Genomic DNA, 15680 nt, shown 5'->3' on the forward strand with positions numbered 1-15680 from the left:
CGCTCAGTCGTTGGGGACGGTGGCGAACTTCGGGGTGGCCTCGGCCATCTGACGCATCACGTCCTTGCGGTCGCGCTTGGAGAGGCGGTCGATGTAGAGGCGGCCGTAGAGGTGGTCGGTCTCGTGCTGGAGGCAGCGAGCGAAGTAGCCGGTGCCCTGGACCGCGATCGGGTTGCCGGCCAGGTCCTGGCCGTGGACCACCGCGTAGTCGGGCCGGGCCAGTTCCATGTAGGCGCCGGGCACCGACAGGCAGCCCTCGTTGGAGTCGTCCAGGTGCCGCCGGTCGGCGGGGAGTTCGACCAGGACCGGATTGCAGACGGCGCCGACATGGCGGACGTCCTGGTCGCCGGGGCAGTCGTAGACGAAGACCTTCAGGTCGACGCCGATCTGGTTGGCGGCGAGGCCGACGCCCTCGGCGGCGCGCTGGGAGGCGAACATGTCGTCCACCAGGGCGCGCAGGGAATCGTCGAAGGCGGTGACGTCCCGGCACTCGCGGTGCAGCACCGGGTTGCCGACCACCGTGATCGGGTGGACCGTGCCGCGCTCGCGGTGCTCCCGCTCGCGCTCTTCGGCCCCGGTCACGTCGTCGACGAACGCGAGGTCTTGCTCGGTGTGCTGCTGGGACATCTGCGACGTAAGCCTTCCCGGGACCTGTGGGGTGATCCTCCCCAGGGTACGGGGCCGCGGGGCCGCGTGTGCACCGGCCGGCGGACTCCGGGCGCCACCGGGCGCGCTTGCCGGAGGGCCGGGCGGCGCAGGGGTCGGCAGGGGTCAGCAGACCTCTTCCAGGTCCCGCCAGTCGCGGGTGCCGGGGCTGTCGGCGACCCAGCTCTCCAGCAGCCCGCGCACCATGCCGGCCGGCGCCGCGATGCCGCACTCGCGCTCGGGTGTCCAGCCCGGCTCCTCGCCGGCGTGGCTGAGGTGGCTCAGGTGCCCGGGGTGGCCGGGCTCGCCGTGGTCGTGCGGGTCGCGGGTGGCCGCGGAGCCGTCGTCGGTGGGCATCCGGCTCTCGGAGCAGGTGCGGCACAGCAGCCGCACCGAGGAGGACCAGTCCTCGGCGGCGTACCCGGCCTCGGCGGCCAGCCGCTCCAGGGCGTCGCGGTCGGCCTGGCTGCCGGCCTCCAGCAGCACCAGCCAGGTCGGCACCGGTGAGGGCGCCCACAGCTCGATCTCGTCGAACACCGGGTAGACGGCGCCCCGGTCGGTGGCGCGCTCGCCGTGCGGCACCCCGTCGTGCAGGACGACCTCGCCCCAGCGGCGTCCCGAGGAGGGCAGCGGGATGGAGAGCACCTCGATACGGGCCGGGTCGAGCCTGCGGCCCCAGACCACCTCGGCCTCGCCCTCGGGCGACAGCCGCACCGCGGCGCTGCCCAGCGGCATCCGCGCCGAGCCCTCGCCGCCGATCTCGGCGGTCTCGGCCGGCACCCGCAGCCCGTACGCCTGCCAGGAGCGGCGGGCCAGCGGCCAGTCCTGCAAGGCGGTGGCAGCGATGCCGAGGTTCCACCAGTCGGGAGCGCCGACCGGGCGGTCGAGCAGGGCGACCGCGCGCAGCCCGGCGATGCGGGCCTGCGCCCAGTCGTGCCGGAACTTGTGCAGCAGGGCGAGGTTGTACCAGGACTCCGAGAGCCACGGCTCCAGATCGGCGGCGCGGGTGAGCAGCGCGCCCGCGTCCTCGTAGCGGCCGTCGTCGATCAGCGAGAACGCCTGGTCGGTGGCCTGGCGCCAGGTCGGCGACGGCCGGTGCCGCACTCTTCCGAAGATCTTCAACGTCTCGTCCCGCCTGCCCGCTCAGCCGGTCGGCCCGGTGCGGCCCGTACCACCCTGTACGACACCAACCTTGCACATTCTGGCCGTTGTCTCAGCCCGAGCCCGCCGGTTGCGGAACGCGGGCCTCATCCGACCTCCTTGCCCTTCGCACCGGCATCCAACCATGCCCAGGTCGCGCCGTGCGCGCCCGCCCCGGCCAGCGGCGGCAGGAGCGGCGGGGCGAGCAGCGGGCCCTCGGCCACCGCCGTCTCGCCGCAGGGCGCGGCGTCGGGGGTGCGCCAGCGCACGGCCGCCAGGGCGCGCTCCAGCGCCTCGACCATGGCGGGGTCGAACTGGCTGCCCGCGCACCGCCGCAGCTCCGCCAGGGCGGCCGGTGCGGGCCGGGCGCGGCTGTAGGAGCGGGTGGTCGTCATGGCGTCGAAGGCGTCGGCGACGGCGACGATCCGGGCGGCCTCGGGGATGCGGGCGCCGCCGAGGCCGCCCGGATAGCCGGTGCCGTCGAGGCGCTCGTGGTGGTGGAGGACGGCGGCGCGGGCCTCGGCGAGGACGGGGATGGCGCGCAGGACGCCGTCGCCGTCGGCCGGGTGGGCCTGCACGAGGCGCCGCTCGTCGTCGGTGAGGGGCCCGTCCTTGCACAGCACGTCGGCGGGGACGGCGAGTTTGCCGACGTCGTGCAGGAGGCCGCCCAGGCGTACGGCGGCGGTACCGGGTCCGCTGCCGCCCAGTTCGGCGGCGATGAGGGCGGCCAGGGCGCCCACGCGCTCGCTGTGCGCCCTGGTGTAGGGGTCCTTGAGCTGCAGGGCCTGCAGGAGTGCCTGTACGGCGGCGTCCTGGGCCTCCTGCCGGACCCGGCGCGTGCAGCCGGCCCGCCGGCAGAGCGGAGGCGGCGGTGTGCGGCGGTGCGCGGCTGACACGGCGGTGGGCCTCCCGGTTCGGCGGGCGCGAACGCATAATTGCGGGACTCAGGAGGATAGGGGTGTACACCCCGGGAAATCGGGCTTTGGCCGCATTGCGCCGGAAGAGGGCATGCGCGCTCACCCGTACGAGTGAGGAGAGGGCGGGGCGGCTTGACGCCGGGTCAAGCCGCTCGCGGTGCGGGGTGCCGGGTCGGCGCCCTTGGTGTCGGGTGGTGTCGGGCCCGTTGCCGGGTGCCGCGTCAGCTCTGCGCCGGGCCCGCGCCGTGCGCCCGGCTCAGGCGCGTGCCGGGCCCGTGCGGGCACTGTCTCAGGCGGAGGGTGCCTCGGTGCCGGCCGCGACGTCCGAGGAGACGTCGGCACGCAGGTCGCCCTCGGCGCCGGGGCGGCCGCTGCGCACCAGCTCGATCCGCATCATCACCTTGGAGCGCAGATCGCTGGGTACGTCGTCGTGGCCGCAGCAGCGTTTGACGAGCTTCTTGACGGCCACCTCCAGCCCGTACTTCTCCAGGCAGGGGTGGCACTCCTCGAAGTGCTCCTTGAACTTCGTCCGGGCGTCGTCGGACATCTCCTGGTCGAGGTACTCGTAGAGGTGGTCGAGCACTTCCGAGCAGTCCGTCTCATGTGCGTTGCCGCAGCTCATGAATCCGCGCCCTTCTCGTTCGCCGCGCCCGCAGGAACGAGCCCGCGGTCCCGGGCGTAGTCCTCCAGCAGCTCGCGCAGCTGGCGGCGCCCGCGGTGCAGCCGGGACATCACCGTGCCGATGGGAGTACCCATGATGTCCGCGATCTCCTTGTAGGCAAAGCCTTCGACGTCCGCGAGATAGACCGCGATGCGGAACTCCTCGGGGATCGCCTGCAGCGCCGACTTCACATCGGAGTCGGGCAGGTGGTCAAGGGCCTGCGACTCGGCCGACCGCAGCCCCGTGGACATGTGGGACTCCGCCCGCGCCAGCTGCCAGTCCTCGATCTCCTCCGAGCCGCTGCGCAGCGGTTCGCGCTGCTTCTTGCGGTAGGAGTTGATGAAGCTGTTGGTCAGGATGCGGTACAGCCACGCCTTGAGGTTGGTGCCCTCGCGGAACTGGTGGAAGGACGCGTACGCCTTCGCGTAGGTCTCCTGGACCAGGTCCTCGGCGTCGGCGGGGTTGCGCGTCATGCGCAGCGCGGCCGAGTACATCTGGTCGAGGTAGCCCATCGCGTCGCGCTCGAAGCGGGCGCTGCGCTCGGTTTCGCTCTCCTCGACTCCCTGACCGGACGCACGCGCGGTATCCGCCGTGCTGTCGTCGGTGCCGGTGACCGGACCCACCTCCTTGGTGACGCTTGCGCGCCCGGAAGCGGACACGCTCGTCTCGGAGGATATTGCACGCCCGCCCGACGTGCCGGACGTGCCCTTGGCGTCGTCCTTGGTGGCCCATTCGGCCCAGTTCAGATACGGCGCGGCGGCGGCCTGCCCCGGAGTGGCCGGGACCACCTGTGCGCCCATCTGAACGGTCGCCTCCTGGCGTGGCCGGCATGCGGCTGACACCATGCGCTGCCTCTCTCACCCGTGCCCCGACACTGCTGTCGCGGTCCTGTCGACCTGCACAACATCGCCCGCGCTGTCGTCATTCCCGGGGATGAGTGCTCGGGCGCGCGGAGGCATACAGGGGTGTCCAGTCGCGCGCCCAGGGGCGGTGGGCGCCCCTCGCGCCCAGGGATGGCCCCCAGCAGTGCAGCCTGCAAGGAGCCGCCCTGGCACCCCTGGCACTCAGGGCCGTCACCCTGAGTGCTCAGGTGCGATCCCTGGTGCTCAGCGCCATCACCCTGAGTGCCCAGGTTCCATCCCTGGTGCTCAGCGCGACGCCATGGGCGCCAGGTGCGATCCCTTGTGCTCAGCGCGACGCCGCGGGCGCGCACCGTCACTCCTTGGCGGCGAGCCCCATGTCCGCCAGCCAGGACGCCACAGTGCCGACGATGAGCGCCAGGGTGTCGTCCTGGGTGACGGGGGCGCGCTTGGGCACCGCGAAGCCGTGGTCGGCGTACGGCACCTCGACCGGGCGGTGGCCGGCCGGGAACTCGTCCGGCGTCCCGAAGGAATCCGCGCCGCCTTGGAGGCCGAGCAGCGGTACGGCGGCGGCGGCCGCGGTCAGCTCCTCGACACGGGAGTTCCCGGGCCGGCCGGGCGGATGCAGCGGGAAGGCGAGGGCCAGCACGGCCCGGGCGCCCAGTTCGGCGGCGGTGCGGCAGGCGACGCGGGCGCCGGCGCTGCGGCCACCGGAGACGACGGGCAGTCCGGGGGCGGCCAGGCGCGGCCAGATCGCGCGCCACCCCTCGTCCAGCCGCTTGGGCGCCGGGGCGAGCTTCTTGCCCGCCACCCGCCACGGCTGCTCGACCAGGGCGACCGCCACCTGGCGGCCGGGCAGCCCCGCCGCCAGGGCGGCCAGGTCGCGCGCCTCGATGCCGCCCCCGGCGCCGTGGCCGAGCGCGAGGACGCAGCGGTCGCCCTCGCCCCTGTGCCAGGTGATGCGGGCGTCCCCCAGGCCGGTCGGCACGGTCTCGGTCCGCGCGGCTCGCGTCATCAGAACAGTGTCTCCTCTTCGGGGGCGGGCAGCTCGGCGACCAGTTCGGGGCCGTTGTTGCGGACGTTGCTGACGGCGGTGGCCACCGGGTAGGCCCGCAGCATGCCGGGCGGGGGCGGGGCGAGCAGGGGGAGCAGGTCGGCGGGGTCGGTGGTGGCCGGGTCGAGCCAGGCGTCCCACCGGTCGGGGCCGAGCATGAGCGGCATCCGCGGGTGGATGTCGGCGAGCGAGCGCGGGCCGGTGCCGCGGTAGCCGGCCAGGTCGGTGGTCTCGGCGGCGGTGGTGATCACCGCGCAGGTCGCCCACCAGGCGCGGGGGTGGTCGTCGGGCAGGGTGCGGTCGCGCCAGAACTCGTAGAGGCCGGCCATGGCGAAGACCGAGCCGTCGGCGGGCGTGACGAAGTAGGGCTGCTTGCGGGCGCGCTTGCCCCGCCCCTTCTCCTCCAGGGCGCGCTCCTCGGCGCCGGTGACCCACTCGAAGTAGCCGTCCGCGGGCACCAGGCAGCGCCGGGCGGTCAGGGCGCGCTTGAAGGACGGCTTCTCGTGGACGGTCTCCGCGCGCGCGTTGATCAGCGGCGGCCCGCCGTCGGGCGTCTTGGCCCAGGAGGGCACCAGGCCCCAGCGCAGGGTGCGCATCTGCCGCACGGGCGCCGGGGAACCGGAGTCGCGCACAGGACGGTCGAGTATGACGTGGACGTTCTTGGTGGGCGCGATGTTCCAGTCGGGCGGTGCGGCCTCCTCGGGGTTCCACACCCGGACCCCGAACAGGTCCGTCAGCTCCTGGGGTTCGCGACTTGCCGCGTATCGACCGCACATGGCTGCCACACTGCCACGGCCGCGCGCGGGCCAGGCAGGGCCCCGCGGAAGCGGCGGCCGGACAACCGCACACGACCGCACACGACCACACGGCAGACTGCGCGGCAGCCCGACGGCAGCCGCCCACGCGCACCGCACGAGCAACCGCACAGCCGACCGCAGCACCGCACGGAAGAGGGATTGGGCACCGCATGAACGTCGCGAGCATCACCGAGATGTGGGACCGGCTGACCGGGACCCAGCCGGACCCGTCGCGCTGGCTGGTCGGGATCACCGCGCTGCTGGCGCTCGGCGCCGTCCTGGTGCGCAGGGTCTGGCACGTCACCCGCAACGCGGTCACCATCGCGCACGAGGGCGGGCACGGCCTGCTCGCCCTGGTCACCGGGCGGCGCCTGCAGGGCATACGCCTGCACTCCGACACCTCGGGCCTGACCGTCTCCAAGGGCCGCCCGCACGGGCCCGGCATGGTGCTCACCGCGGCCGCCGGCTACACCGCTCCCCCGCTGCTGGGCCTGGCCGGCGCCGGGCTGCTGGCCGCCGGGCACATCACCGCGCTGCTGTGGGGTGCCACCGCCCTGCTGCTGGTGATGCTGGTGATGATCCGCAACGCGTACGGCGCCCTGACGGTCATCATCACCGGCGCCCTGTTCTTCCTGGTGTCCTGGCTGACCAAGGCGCAGGTGCAGGCCGCCTTCGCCTACCTGGTGGTCTGGTTCCTGCTGCTGGGCGGCTCCCGGCCGGTGGCCGAGCTGCAACGCACCCGGCGCCGCGACCGCAGCGGCTCCTCCGACGCCGACCAGCTGGCCCGCCTCACCCACACCCCGGTGGCGCTGTGGCTGCTGCTCTTCTACGCCGTGGCCCTGTGCTCCCTGGTCGCGGGCGGCCGCTGGCTGCTGCAGCGGTGACCCGGGCGGCCGAATACGCCCGCCATCCTGTTTCCAGTAGGTTTCGCCACATTCGCCGACTTATCTCCCCGTACCCGAGCCACTACGCTTGCGGCCATGAGCGAGAGCACCGCGCAGACCGACCTCTGGCCGGCCCCCACCGCGCCCGGCACCGTGGACGCCACCGTCCAGGTGCCCGGATCGAAGTCGGTGACCAACCGGGCCCTGGTGCTGGCCGCGCTCTCCAGCGAGCCCGGCTGGCTGCGCCGGCCGCTGCGCAGCCGCGACACCGTGCTGATGGCCGACGCCCTGCGGGCGATGGGCGTCCAGATCGACGAGCTGGTCAACCCCGGCGGCGGCGAGGTGTGGCGGATCATCCCGGCGGGGCTGCACGGCCCGGCTTCGGTCGACGTCGGCAACGCCGGCACGGTCATGCGCTTCCTGCCGCCGGTGGCCGCGCTCGCCGACGGCGAGGTCCGCTTCGAGGGCGACCCGCGGGCCCAGGAGCGGCCGCTGAGCGGGGTGATCGACGCCCTGCGCGTCCTGGGTGCCCGGATCGACGACGAGGGCCGCGGCGCCCTGCCGCTGACCGTGCACGGCGCCGGCTCGCTGGCCGGCGGCGCCGTGGATGTGGACGCGTCGTCCTCCTCCCAGTTCGTCAGCGCCCTGCTGCTGTCCGGGCCGCGCTTCAACAAGGGCCTGGAGCTGCACCACACCGGCCGCACCCTGCCCTCGCTGCCGCACATCCGGATGACCGTGGACATGCTGCGCAAGGCCGGCGCCAGGGTGGACGCGCCCCAGGACGGCGGCACCGCGAACGTCTGGCGGGTGGCCGCGGGCGCCCTGCTCGGCCGGGACCTGACCGTGGAGCCCGACCTGTCCAACGCCGCCCCCTTCCTGGCCGCGGCCCTGGTGACCGGCGGCCGCGTCACCGTCCCCGACTGGCCGCGCCGCACCACGCAGCCCGGGGACGCCCTGCGGGAGCTGTTCACCCGGATGGGCGGCTCGTGCACGCTGACCGAGCGGGGCCTGACACTGACCGGCGGCGGCCGGGTGCACGGCATCACCGCGGACCTCGGCGAGGTGGGCGAGCTGGCCCCGGTGGTCGCCGCGGTGGCCGCGCTCGCCGACGGCGAGTCCCACCTGTCCGGCATCGCCCACCTGCGGATGCACGAGACCGACCGGCTGGCCGCCCTGGCCGCCGAGCTGAACGGCCTGGGCGGCGACGTCACCGAGACCGAGGACGGGCTGCGCATCCGCCCCCGCCCGCTGCACGGCGGCGTCTTCCGCACCTACGAGGACCACCGCCTGGCCACGGCCGCCGCGGTGCTCGGCCTGGCCGTGCCCGGCGTCGAGGTGGAGAACGTGGCGACGACCGGCAAGACCCTCCCGGAGTTCCCGCAGCTGTGGGCGGACATGCTGGCGGGCACCGAGCCGGCCGGGATGGGGGGCTAGGCCCGCCATGCGCCGCTACGGCAAGAACCCCGACGAGGACGACGTCCGGGTCCGCCCCAACAGCCGCGGCTCGCGCCCGCGCACCAGCATCCGCCCCAAGCACGAGGACGCCGCCGAGGGCATGGTGCTCACCGTCGACCGCGGCCGGCTCACCGTCCTGGTCGAGGACCGCGAGGTCACCGCGATGAAGGCGCGCGAGCTGGGCCGCAAGTCCGCGGTGGTCGGCGACCGGGTGGCGGTCGTCGGCGACCTGTCGGGCGTGAAGGACACCCTGGCGCGCATAGTGCGCGTCGAGGAGCGCTCCTCGGTGCTGCGCCGCACCGCCGACGACACCGACCCGTACGAGCGGGTGGTCGTCGCCAACGCCGACCAGCTCGCCATCGTCACCGCCCTGGCCGACCCCGAGCCCCGGCCGCGGATGATCGACCGCTGCCTGGTCGCCGCCTATGACGCGGGGCTGCGGCCACTGCTGGTGCTCACCAAGTCCGACCTCGCCCCGCCGGAACCGCTGCTGGAGACCTACGGCGCGCTCGACCTGGCGTACGTGGTGACCAATCGCGACGACTTCCTGACCGGCGGGGTGGACCGCATCCGCGAGGAACTGGCCGGGCACGTCACGGCGTTCGTCGGGCACAGCGGCGTCGGCAAGACCACGCTCGTCAACGCGCTGGTGGAGCGTCAGCGCACCACCGGCCATGTCAACGCGGTGACCGGCCGCGGTCGCCACACCACCACCTCCGCGCTCGCGCTGCCCCTGCCGGGCGAGGCCGGATGGGTGATCGACACCCCGGGCGTGCGCTCCTTCGGCCTGGCCCACATCGACCCCTCGCGCGTCATCCACGCCTTTCCCGACCTGGAGCCCGGCACCGAGAACTGCCCGCGCGCCTGCTCCCACGACGAGCCGGACTGCGCCCTGGACGCCTGGGTCGCCGACGGCCACGCCGAGCCCGCGCGGCTGGACTCGCTGCGCCGGCTGCTGGCCACCAGGGAGCGCCGCGAGGGCGACTGACGGTACCGCCCTCCGATCCGCGGGCAGGCTGTGTGATGATCGGCAGCGGACACAGCGGGTGGGCGCCGGACACGTAGGGGTGCGGGCCCGCCGAGCGGAATCGGAACGGATACGGAGGGACGCGGCGATGGCCTGGCTCCTTGTGGTGGTCGCGGGGCTCTTCGAAACGGGCTTCGCGGTCTGCCTCAAGCTCTCGCACGGGTTCACCCGGTTGTGGCCCACCGTCGCCTTCTGCCTGTTCGCGCTCGGCTCGTTCGGCCTGCTCACCCTGTCGCTGCGCAAGCTCGACGTCGGCCCGGCGTACGCGGTGTGGACCGGTATCGGCGCGGCGGGCACCGCGATCTACGGCATGGCGTTCCTCGGCGACCTGGTCTCCGCGCTGAAGCTGGTCTCCATCTCGCTGGTCATCGTGGGCGTGATCGGCCTGCAGATCTCCGGCTCCTCGCACTGACCGCCGCTGCCGCGGGCCTCCTTCGGCCCACGGGGCCCTGCTGCGGCCCGGTTTGGGCCCGTTGGGGCCCTGCCGTGGCCCCGCTGCGGCTGTGTCGGGCCTCTGCCGGGGCGGCGCGCCCGTACCGGCTCCGGCCGTGCTCGGGGCACCTCCTGATCGCTAGGGTGGCGGCCATGCCCGACTACAACGACGATCTGCGGCTGGCCCACGTGCTGGCCGACGCCGCCGACGCCGCCACCATGGAGCGCTTCAAGGCGATCGACCTGAAGGTGGAGACCAAGCCGGACCTCACCCCGGTCAGCGAGGCCGACAAGGCCGCCGAGGAGCTGATCCGGGGTCAACTCGCCCGCGCCAGGCCGCGCGACGCCGTGCTCGGCGAGGAGTACGGCAGCGACGGCCACGGCACGCGGCGCTGGATCGTCGACCCGATCGACGGCACCAAGAACTACGTGCGCGGGGTGCCGGTGTGGGCGACGCTGATCGCGCTGGCGGTACGCGGCGAGGGCGGCGACGAGGTCGTGGTCGGGGTGGTGTCGGCGCCGGCGCTCGGGCGGCGCTGGTGGGCGGCCAAGGGCGGCGGCGCCTACAGCGGGCGCAGCCTGTCGTCGGCGACCCGGCTGCACGTCTCGCGGGTGGGCCGCATGGCGGACGCCTCCTTCGCGTACTCCTCGCTGTCCGGCTGGGAGGAGCGCGGCCGGCTGGAGGGCTTCCTGGAACTCGGCCGCACCTGCTGGCGGACCCGGGGGTACGGCGACTTCTGGCCGTACATGATGGTCGCCGAGGGCTCGGTGGACGTGTGTGCCGAGCCGGAGCTGAGCCTGTGGGACATGGCGGCCAACGACGTGATCGTCCGCGAGGCGGGCGGCCGCTTCACCTCGCTGGACGGCGTCGACGGCCCCTTCGGCGGCGACGCGGCGGCCTCCAACGGGCTGCTGCACGAAGAGCTCTTGGGGTATCTGGGCGGCAGCTGAGCGACTTCACCCGGACGGGTGAGGCACACCCCCTTGCCGCGTGGCGGTGAGCATGTGAACATGAGAAAGCCCCCGCTTGTGAACTTGTGAAACCGTTCACGGAGCGCCTTTCCACCCTCAGGAGGTGCCCCCACATGCTGGTCCGCGACGCGATGAGCACGGTGGTACTGACCATCGGACCCGCGCACACCCTCCGCCAGGCCGCCCGCCTGATGTCCGCCCGCCGGGTGGGCGCGGCGATCGTCCTCGACCCCGACACCTACGGACTCGGCATCCTGACCGAGCGCGACATCCTCGACGCCGTCGGCTCGGGCCTCGACCCCGACCGCGAGCACGCCGACGCGCACACCACGACCTCCGTCGTCTTCGCCGGCCCGCGCTGGACCCTGGAGGAGGCGGCGCAGGCGATGGTGCGCGGCAACTTCCGCCACCTGATCGTGCTCGACGGCCAGGACGCGGTCGGCGTGGTCTCGGTCCGCGACATCATCCGCCGCTGGGCGCCGGTGCGTGCGGGCTCCGAAGCGGCCGCCTCGACAGTGCCGGCCTGAGCGGACCCGTCGCGCGCTCTGCGCATTCCGAGTGCACCTTGGACGCTCTCCGGGCAACAGGGCCGCACCAGGGCAGAACGGAGGGGCCGGAGCCCCTTGGCGTCCGGCCCCTCCGGCCGTTCGGTCAGGCGTCGGACCCGCCGCGTAGGGCCTGGTAACGCGGCGGGTCCGACCGCTTGCCGAAGTCGCGCCCCTCACTCCGGGAGGGTCCCCGTCCTTCGTATGCATCCGATCCTACAATGGACTGCGTCTAAGTCAAGATGGTGATCAGTAACGGATCTGTTCTCCTTCAGGACTGCCGCTGCTACCCTGGACACATGAGCGACCTGCTGGAACGACTGCGCGAACGCGGCTGGCGCCTGACCGCCCAGCGGCGGGTCGTGGCCGAGGTCCTCGACGGCGACCACGTCCACCTGACCGCGGACGAGGTGCACGCACGCGCCGCACGGCGGCTGCCGGAGATCTCTCGCGCCACCGTCTACAACACCCTGGGCGAGATGGTGAGCATCGGCGAGGTCATCGAGGTCGCCACCGACGGCCGCGCCAAGCGGTACGACCCCAACGCCCACCGCGCCCACCAGCACCTGGTGTGCGCCGGCTGCGGCACCATCCGTGACGTGCACCCCACCGGCGACCCCCTGGCCGCCCTGCCGGACACCGAGCGCTTCGGCTTCGCCGTCTCCGCGGTCGAGGTCACCTACCGCGGGCTGTGCCCCGACTGCAGGTCGGCCGGCTGAGCCTGCTCCGCGCGGGCCGCGCGGCCGCGGGCGGTGATCCGCTCGGCGAGCCTGCGCACCGCCGGCTCGGTCCGGGTCCGCCCGATCCACACCGTCTCCGGCGGCACGTCGCACGGCACCCTGGCCAGCGCCTCGAACACCTCCCGGGCCACGCCCGGGTCCGGGTCGTTGGCCAACGGGCCCAGCAGCGGCACCAGTTCGTACGGCTTGGCGAGCCGCCCCACCGCGCCCGCCGCGGCACGCCGCACCTGCGGCCGCGGGTCGGGGAGCAGCCGGGCGAGCTGGGCCGCGTCCGCCGCGTCGCCGCACTCGCCGAGCCCGGTGGCCAGGCCCGCGAGCAGCCGCGCCGGGGCGTCGCGCTTGACGGCCCTGCGCAGTTGGGTGCGGTAGACCTCGGCGGGCGGCTCCTCGCGCTGGTAGAGCTTCCAGCGGGCCTGCGCCCGCACCATCCTGGCCCGGTCCGCCAGCGGGCCCAGCAGCCGCGTCGCCGGCACGTCCGCGGACAGCGCCACGACCGCCAGCTCCCGCACCCCGGCGCCGCGCGCCCGCAGCAGCCGCTCCGCCTGCCCGGGGTCCAGCTCCAGCAGCCGCTGCGCGCACAGCCTGCGGCACACCTGGTCGCGGTCGTACAGGGCGGTGCGCAGCAGGTCGCCGCGGACGTAGGCGCCCAGGTCCAGGGCGAGTTCGACGCCATAGCGGCGGACCGGCGGGTCGGCGGCCGCGGCGAGTGCCCGGACCGCCCTGCGTGCCGAGGGCTCGCACAGGGCGGCGCGGTAGGTGTCGCCGAGCACCTGGGCACCATGGCGGCGGGCCGTGCGCAGCAATACGCCCACCACGGCCGCCACTTCGTCGGGTGCCGTGCGCGCCACCAGGGCCGCGGCCGCCTTGCGGCGCACCTCGGGCACGTGATCGGCGGCCCGGACCGCGAGCAGGGCGGCGCTCAGCGGCCCCGAGGCGGACGCCAGGGCGTCCACCGCGGCCTCGCGCACCCTGCCGTCCGCCTCCATGGCGGCCAGCACGCGCCCAAGGGCGGCCGACTGCGGGTCCTGGCGCTCAGATTGTCGGCCGGACCTGGGCCGGGTGCCCGCACACACGCGCGGGACCCGTACGGTCGGCTGCGCCACCGGAGCGGGGCCGCCGGCGCGGGCGTGGCGGTCGAGGAGCAGCAGGAGTGCCGCGGGGTCCTCGGCGAGCGCGGCCAGGGCCGCGGCGGCCGTCTGCGGCGGCCCTTGGGCGGCCTCGCGCAGCCGGGCGAGCAGCGCGACCGCGTCCTCGGGCCTGCGCCCCTCCCGGCACCGCCGGCACCACTCCTGCCAGCGGCCCGTGTCCACCGCCTGCGCGGCGGCGGCCTGTACGCGCTCCCGGCGCCGTCTGCCCAGCAACCCGCCTCCCGGCCCCGCACGGCATCGTCCGCCCCCAGCATCCCGCCGCGAGGGCGGCCCCACCAAGGCGCTTCGCCCTGACTTTGCCGGAAGATGCCGAAACCTGGAGGGAGTCCGGGGGCGGGCGGCGTGCAGCGGGCCGACGATCCGACCGGCGCGGGCCGCCTGGCGGCGCCCGTGGCGCACATCGGCCTGACGGTCAGACAAAAGGTCAGGCCCGGAAGCGGACTTCCGGGCCTGACCTTCGTGGTAGCGGGGACAGGATTTGAACCTGCGACCTCTGGGTTATGAGCCCAGCGAGCTACCGAGCTGCTCCACCCCGCGTCGTTGTGATGTTGAGTCTACAGGTCACCGGGCCGGGCACCAAATCCATTGCGCGGGCCGGGCGGCGGAGCGGCAGGGTGCCCGCCGCCGGCCACTCTGCGGACTCACGCGGTGAGTTCGTGGGTGACCGCGGCGGTCAGCCGCTCGGCGCGCTCGGCGACCTCGGGCGGGCCGCATTCGATCGCCCGGGCGCACCAGCTCTGCGCCGAGGGCAGGTCGCCGCGGCGCGCGGAGAGCAGGGCGAGCCGCAGGGCGGCCCGGCCGTGCCCGGCGTCCGCGGCCCGGGTCCACCACACGGCGGCTTCCGGCTCGCTGCCCTCGCGGGCGAGCAGCAGCCCGAGGTTGAACGCGCCCTGCCGCGAGCCGGCTTCGGCGGCCAGCCGGTACCAGTGCGCGGCCTCGACCACGTCGCCGCGCCGGGCGGCGCCCATGCCGAGCCGCACCTGCGCCCTGGGGTGCCCCTGGCGCGCCGCCCGCTCGAACCACGCGTCGGCCTCCTCGCGCGCCTCCTCCCGGCCGTCGAGCAGCGCTCCCAGCCGGTAGGCGCCCTCGGGGCTGCCGCCGCCGGCCGCGCAGCGCAGGTGCCGCTCGGCGCCGTGGGAGTCGCCCTCGCGCTGCAGCGCGATCGCCACCTGGAGGGCGGCCTCGGCGTGCCCGGCCGCAGCGGCCCGCTCGTACCAGCGGCGGGCTGCGGCCTCCTCGCCGCGCCCCGCGTGCAGGATGCCGAGGTTGAAGGCGGCGTCGATGCTGCCGGCCTCGGCCGCCTTGGAGAACCACGGCTCGGCGCCGGCGGCGTCCCCGCGCTGGAGAAGCAGGACGGCCAGCGCGTTGGCGGCCTCGCGGTGCCCCGCGTAGGCGGCCTTGCGGTACCACTGCTCGGCCTGGGCGACGCGCTCCTGGGCCGCGCACAGCAGACCGAGGTTGTACGCCCCGTTGACGTCGCCGGCCTCCATTGCGGTGCGGTACCAGCGCTCGGCCGTCTGGGTCTCGCCCTCCTCTGCGTGCAGGGCGCCCAGCGCGTTCGCCGCGTTGCCGTCGCCGGCCTGGGCGGCGCGGCGCCACCAGGTGGCGGCCTGCTCGACGTCGCCGGAGTCGCGCAGCAGGAAGCCCAGGGCGCACGCGGCCCTTGCCTCGCCGTCACGGGCGGCGGTCAGGTACCAGTGCGCGGCCTCCTTGGTGTCGCCGCGCTCCTCCAGCAGGGCGCCCAGCCGCAGAGCGGCACGCCGGTGCCGCCGGGCGGCGGCCTGCCGGAACCACTGCTCGGCCTCGCGGTCGTGGCCGCGGGCGGCGCAGATGCGGGCCAGCCGGTACGCGGCCTCGCGGTGGCCGTGCTCGGCGGCCGCGCGGAACCACCGCTCGGCGCCCGGGTCGCGCCGGTGGTGCAGCAGGTCGGCCAGCGCGTAGGCGCCCAGCGGGTGCCCGGCCTCGGCGGCCTGGCACAGCCAGTACTCCGCCGCCGGCTCCTCGCCACGCTCGCGGAAGTGCCGGCCGAGCGCGTGCGCGGCCGGGGCGGACCCCGCGACGGCGGCGACCCGCCACCACCCGGCCGCCTCCTCGGACTGGCCGAGCTGGTGCAGCAGCAGGGCGAGGTTGTTGGCGGCAGCGCGGTCGCCGTGCTGGACGGCGGCCCGCAGGTACGGCTCGGCGCCGTCGAGGTCGCCGCGGCGCAGCAGCAGAGTGCCGAGCGCGCTCATCGCGGCGGGGTCGCCGGCGTCGGCGGCCTTGCGGTGGCGAGCTGCTATCTCGGCCTCCTCGCGCATGGCGAGGGTGTCCTCGTCGGGCAGTTCACTGAGGAGCGCGGGTGCGGCGGGCTCGGTCTGACCGGTACCGCCGGGCGCAGTGTCCCCGGGTGCGGGCAGAGCGGCG

The 15680-nt window shown here is 74.9% G+C and carries 16 protein-coding genes and 1 tRNA gene; 7 read left to right on the forward strand and 10 right to left on the reverse strand.

What is annotated here, in order from left to right; genetic code table 11:
• Positions 1-3: 3 nt before the first annotated feature.
• The 7 genes from def to BLR33_RS07945 form a co-directional block, all read right to left on the reverse strand.
• The gene (gene def / locus BLR33_RS07915) at positions 4-627 is read right to left on the reverse strand and encodes a peptide deformylase (protein WP_093783563.1); all 624 of its coding nucleotides are present in this window, start codon (positions 625-627) and stop codon (positions 4-6) included.
• Between the two features lie 144 nt (positions 628-771).
• Positions 772-1767, reverse strand: coding sequence for a tetratricopeptide repeat protein (locus BLR33_RS07920; RefSeq protein WP_093783564.1), 996 nt, complete (start codon positions 1765-1767; stop codon positions 772-774).
• 125 nt (positions 1768-1892) lie between these two features.
• The gene (locus tag BLR33_RS07925; RefSeq protein ID WP_176930176.1) at positions 1893-2681 is read right to left on the reverse strand and encodes an HD-GYP domain-containing protein; all 789 of its coding nucleotides are present in this window, start codon (positions 2679-2681) and stop codon (positions 1893-1895) included.
• 310 nt (positions 2682-2991) lie between these two features.
• On the reverse strand, positions 2992-3324 hold the full coding sequence (rsrA, locus tag BLR33_RS07930; protein WP_093783565.1) for a mycothiol system anti-sigma-R factor: 333 nt from the start codon (positions 3322-3324) through the stop codon (positions 2992-2994).
• Complete coding sequence (locus BLR33_RS07935; protein ID WP_176930191.1) at positions 3321-3986, reverse strand: sigma-70 family RNA polymerase sigma factor; 666 nt, start codon at positions 3984-3986, stop codon at positions 3321-3323. Before BLR33_RS07935 ends, rsrA begins: the two co-directional genes overlap by 4 nt.
• A gap of 592 nt (positions 3987-4578) precedes the next feature.
• Positions 4579-5238, reverse strand: coding sequence for an alpha/beta hydrolase family protein (locus BLR33_RS07940; protein WP_093783567.1), 660 nt, complete (start codon positions 5236-5238; stop codon positions 4579-4581).
• Entirely contained in the window at positions 5238-6053 is an 816-nt protein-coding gene (locus BLR33_RS07945) for an SOS response-associated peptidase (RefSeq protein ID WP_093783568.1), read from the reverse strand. Before BLR33_RS07945 ends, BLR33_RS07940 begins: the two co-directional genes overlap by 1 nt.
• A 191-nt stretch (positions 6054-6244) precedes the next feature.
• Between BLR33_RS07945 and BLR33_RS07950 the strand changes: the two genes are divergently transcribed.
• The 7 genes from BLR33_RS07950 (at position 6245) to BLR33_RS07980 (ending at position 12108) form a co-directional block, all read left to right on the forward strand.
• Entirely contained in the window at positions 6245-6958 is a 714-nt protein-coding gene (locus BLR33_RS07950) for a M50 family metallopeptidase (protein ID WP_093783569.1), read from the forward strand.
• A gap of 96 nt (positions 6959-7054) precedes the next feature.
• On the forward strand, positions 7055-8392 hold the full coding sequence (gene aroA / locus BLR33_RS07955; RefSeq protein WP_093783570.1) for a 3-phosphoshikimate 1-carboxyvinyltransferase: 1338 nt from the start codon (positions 7055-7057) through the stop codon (positions 8390-8392).
• A 7-nt stretch (positions 8393-8399) separates the two neighbouring features.
• The gene (rsgA, locus tag BLR33_RS07960; RefSeq protein WP_093783571.1) at positions 8400-9401 is read left to right on the forward strand and encodes a ribosome small subunit-dependent GTPase A; all 1002 of its coding nucleotides are present in this window, start codon (positions 8400-8402) and stop codon (positions 9399-9401) included.
• A 127-nt stretch (positions 9402-9528) separates the two neighbouring features.
• Positions 9529-9852, forward strand: a complete 324-nt coding sequence (locus BLR33_RS07965; protein ID WP_093783572.1) for a DMT family transporter — start codon at positions 9529-9531, stop codon at positions 9850-9852.
• Between the two features lie 173 nt (positions 9853-10025).
• Entirely contained in the window at positions 10026-10823 is a 798-nt protein-coding gene (gene hisN / locus BLR33_RS07970) for a histidinol-phosphatase (protein ID WP_093783573.1), read from the forward strand.
• 134 nt (positions 10824-10957) lie between these two features.
• Positions 10958-11371 carry a CBS domain-containing protein gene (locus BLR33_RS07975; RefSeq protein WP_093783574.1) on the forward strand — a complete coding sequence of 138 codons (414 nt, stop codon included), beginning with the start codon at positions 10958-10960 and terminating at the stop codon, positions 11369-11371.
• Between the two features lie 317 nt (positions 11372-11688).
• The gene (locus BLR33_RS07980) at positions 11689-12108 is read left to right on the forward strand and encodes a Fur family transcriptional regulator (protein WP_093783575.1); all 420 of its coding nucleotides are present in this window, start codon (positions 11689-11691) and stop codon (positions 12106-12108) included.
• Here BLR33_RS07980 and BLR33_RS07985 read toward each other — a convergent pair.
• From BLR33_RS07985 to BLR33_RS07995, 3 genes are all read right to left on the reverse strand, one after another.
• Positions 12069-13490 carry a HEAT repeat domain-containing protein gene (locus BLR33_RS07985; protein WP_245771248.1) on the reverse strand — a complete coding sequence of 474 codons (1422 nt, stop codon included), beginning with the start codon at positions 13488-13490 and terminating at the stop codon, positions 12069-12071. The two genes, BLR33_RS07980 and BLR33_RS07985, sit on opposite strands and share 40 nt — an antisense overlap.
• A gap of 247 nt (positions 13491-13737) precedes the next feature.
• A tRNA-Met gene (locus BLR33_RS07990) sits at positions 13738-13814 on the reverse strand.
• A gap of 104 nt (positions 13815-13918) precedes the next feature.
• Positions 13919-15574: a tetratricopeptide repeat protein gene (locus tag BLR33_RS07995; protein WP_093783796.1), complete on the reverse strand. Its 1656-nt coding sequence runs from the start codon at positions 15572-15574 to the stop codon at positions 13919-13921.
• Positions 15575-15680: the final 106 nt, after the last annotated feature.

It is taken from the genome of Actinacidiphila guanduensis (assembly GCF_900103985.1).
GTDB classification, from domain to species: Bacteria; Actinomycetota; Actinomycetes; order Streptomycetales; family Streptomycetaceae; genus Actinacidiphila; species Actinacidiphila guanduensis.

Bases quoted from the DNA above. Each gene is read 5' to 3' on its own strand.
- rsgA (WP_093783571.1), top strand. From the start codon at position 8,400: ATGCGCCGCTACGGCAAGAACCCCGACGAGGACGACGTCCGGGTCCGC.
- BLR33_RS07980 (WP_093783575.1), top strand. From the start codon at position 11,689: ATGAGCGACCTGCTGGAACGACTGCGCGAACGCGGCTGGCGCCTGACC.
- hisN (WP_093783573.1), top strand. From the start codon at position 10,026: ATGCCCGACTACAACGACGATCTGCGGCTGGCCCACGTGCTGGCCGAC.
- BLR33_RS07950 (WP_093783569.1), top strand. From the start codon at position 6,245: ATGAACGTCGCGAGCATCACCGAGATGTGGGACCGGCTGACCGGGACC.
- BLR33_RS07940 (WP_093783567.1), bottom strand. From the start codon at position 5,238: ATGACGCGAGCCGCGCGGACCGAGACCGTGCCGACCGGCCTGGGGGAC.
- BLR33_RS07965 (WP_093783572.1), top strand. From the start codon at position 9,529: ATGGCCTGGCTCCTTGTGGTGGTCGCGGGGCTCTTCGAAACGGGCTTC.
- aroA (WP_093783570.1), top strand. From the start codon at position 7,055: ATGAGCGAGAGCACCGCGCAGACCGACCTCTGGCCGGCCCCCACCGCG.
- BLR33_RS07995 (WP_093783796.1), bottom strand. From the start codon at position 15,574: ATGCGCGAGGAGGCCGAGATAGCAGCTCGCCACCGCAAGGCCGCCGAC.
- def (WP_093783563.1), bottom strand. From the start codon at position 627: ATGTCCCAGCAGCACACCGAGCAAGACCTCGCGTTCGTCGACGACGTG.
- BLR33_RS07945 (WP_093783568.1), bottom strand. From the start codon at position 6,053: ATGTGCGGTCGATACGCGGCAAGTCGCGAACCCCAGGAGCTGACGGAC.
- BLR33_RS07975 (WP_093783574.1), top strand. From the start codon at position 10,958: ATGCTGGTCCGCGACGCGATGAGCACGGTGGTACTGACCATCGGACCC.
- rsrA (WP_093783565.1), bottom strand. From the start codon at position 3,324: ATGAGCTGCGGCAACGCACATGAGACGGACTGCTCGGAAGTGCTCGAC.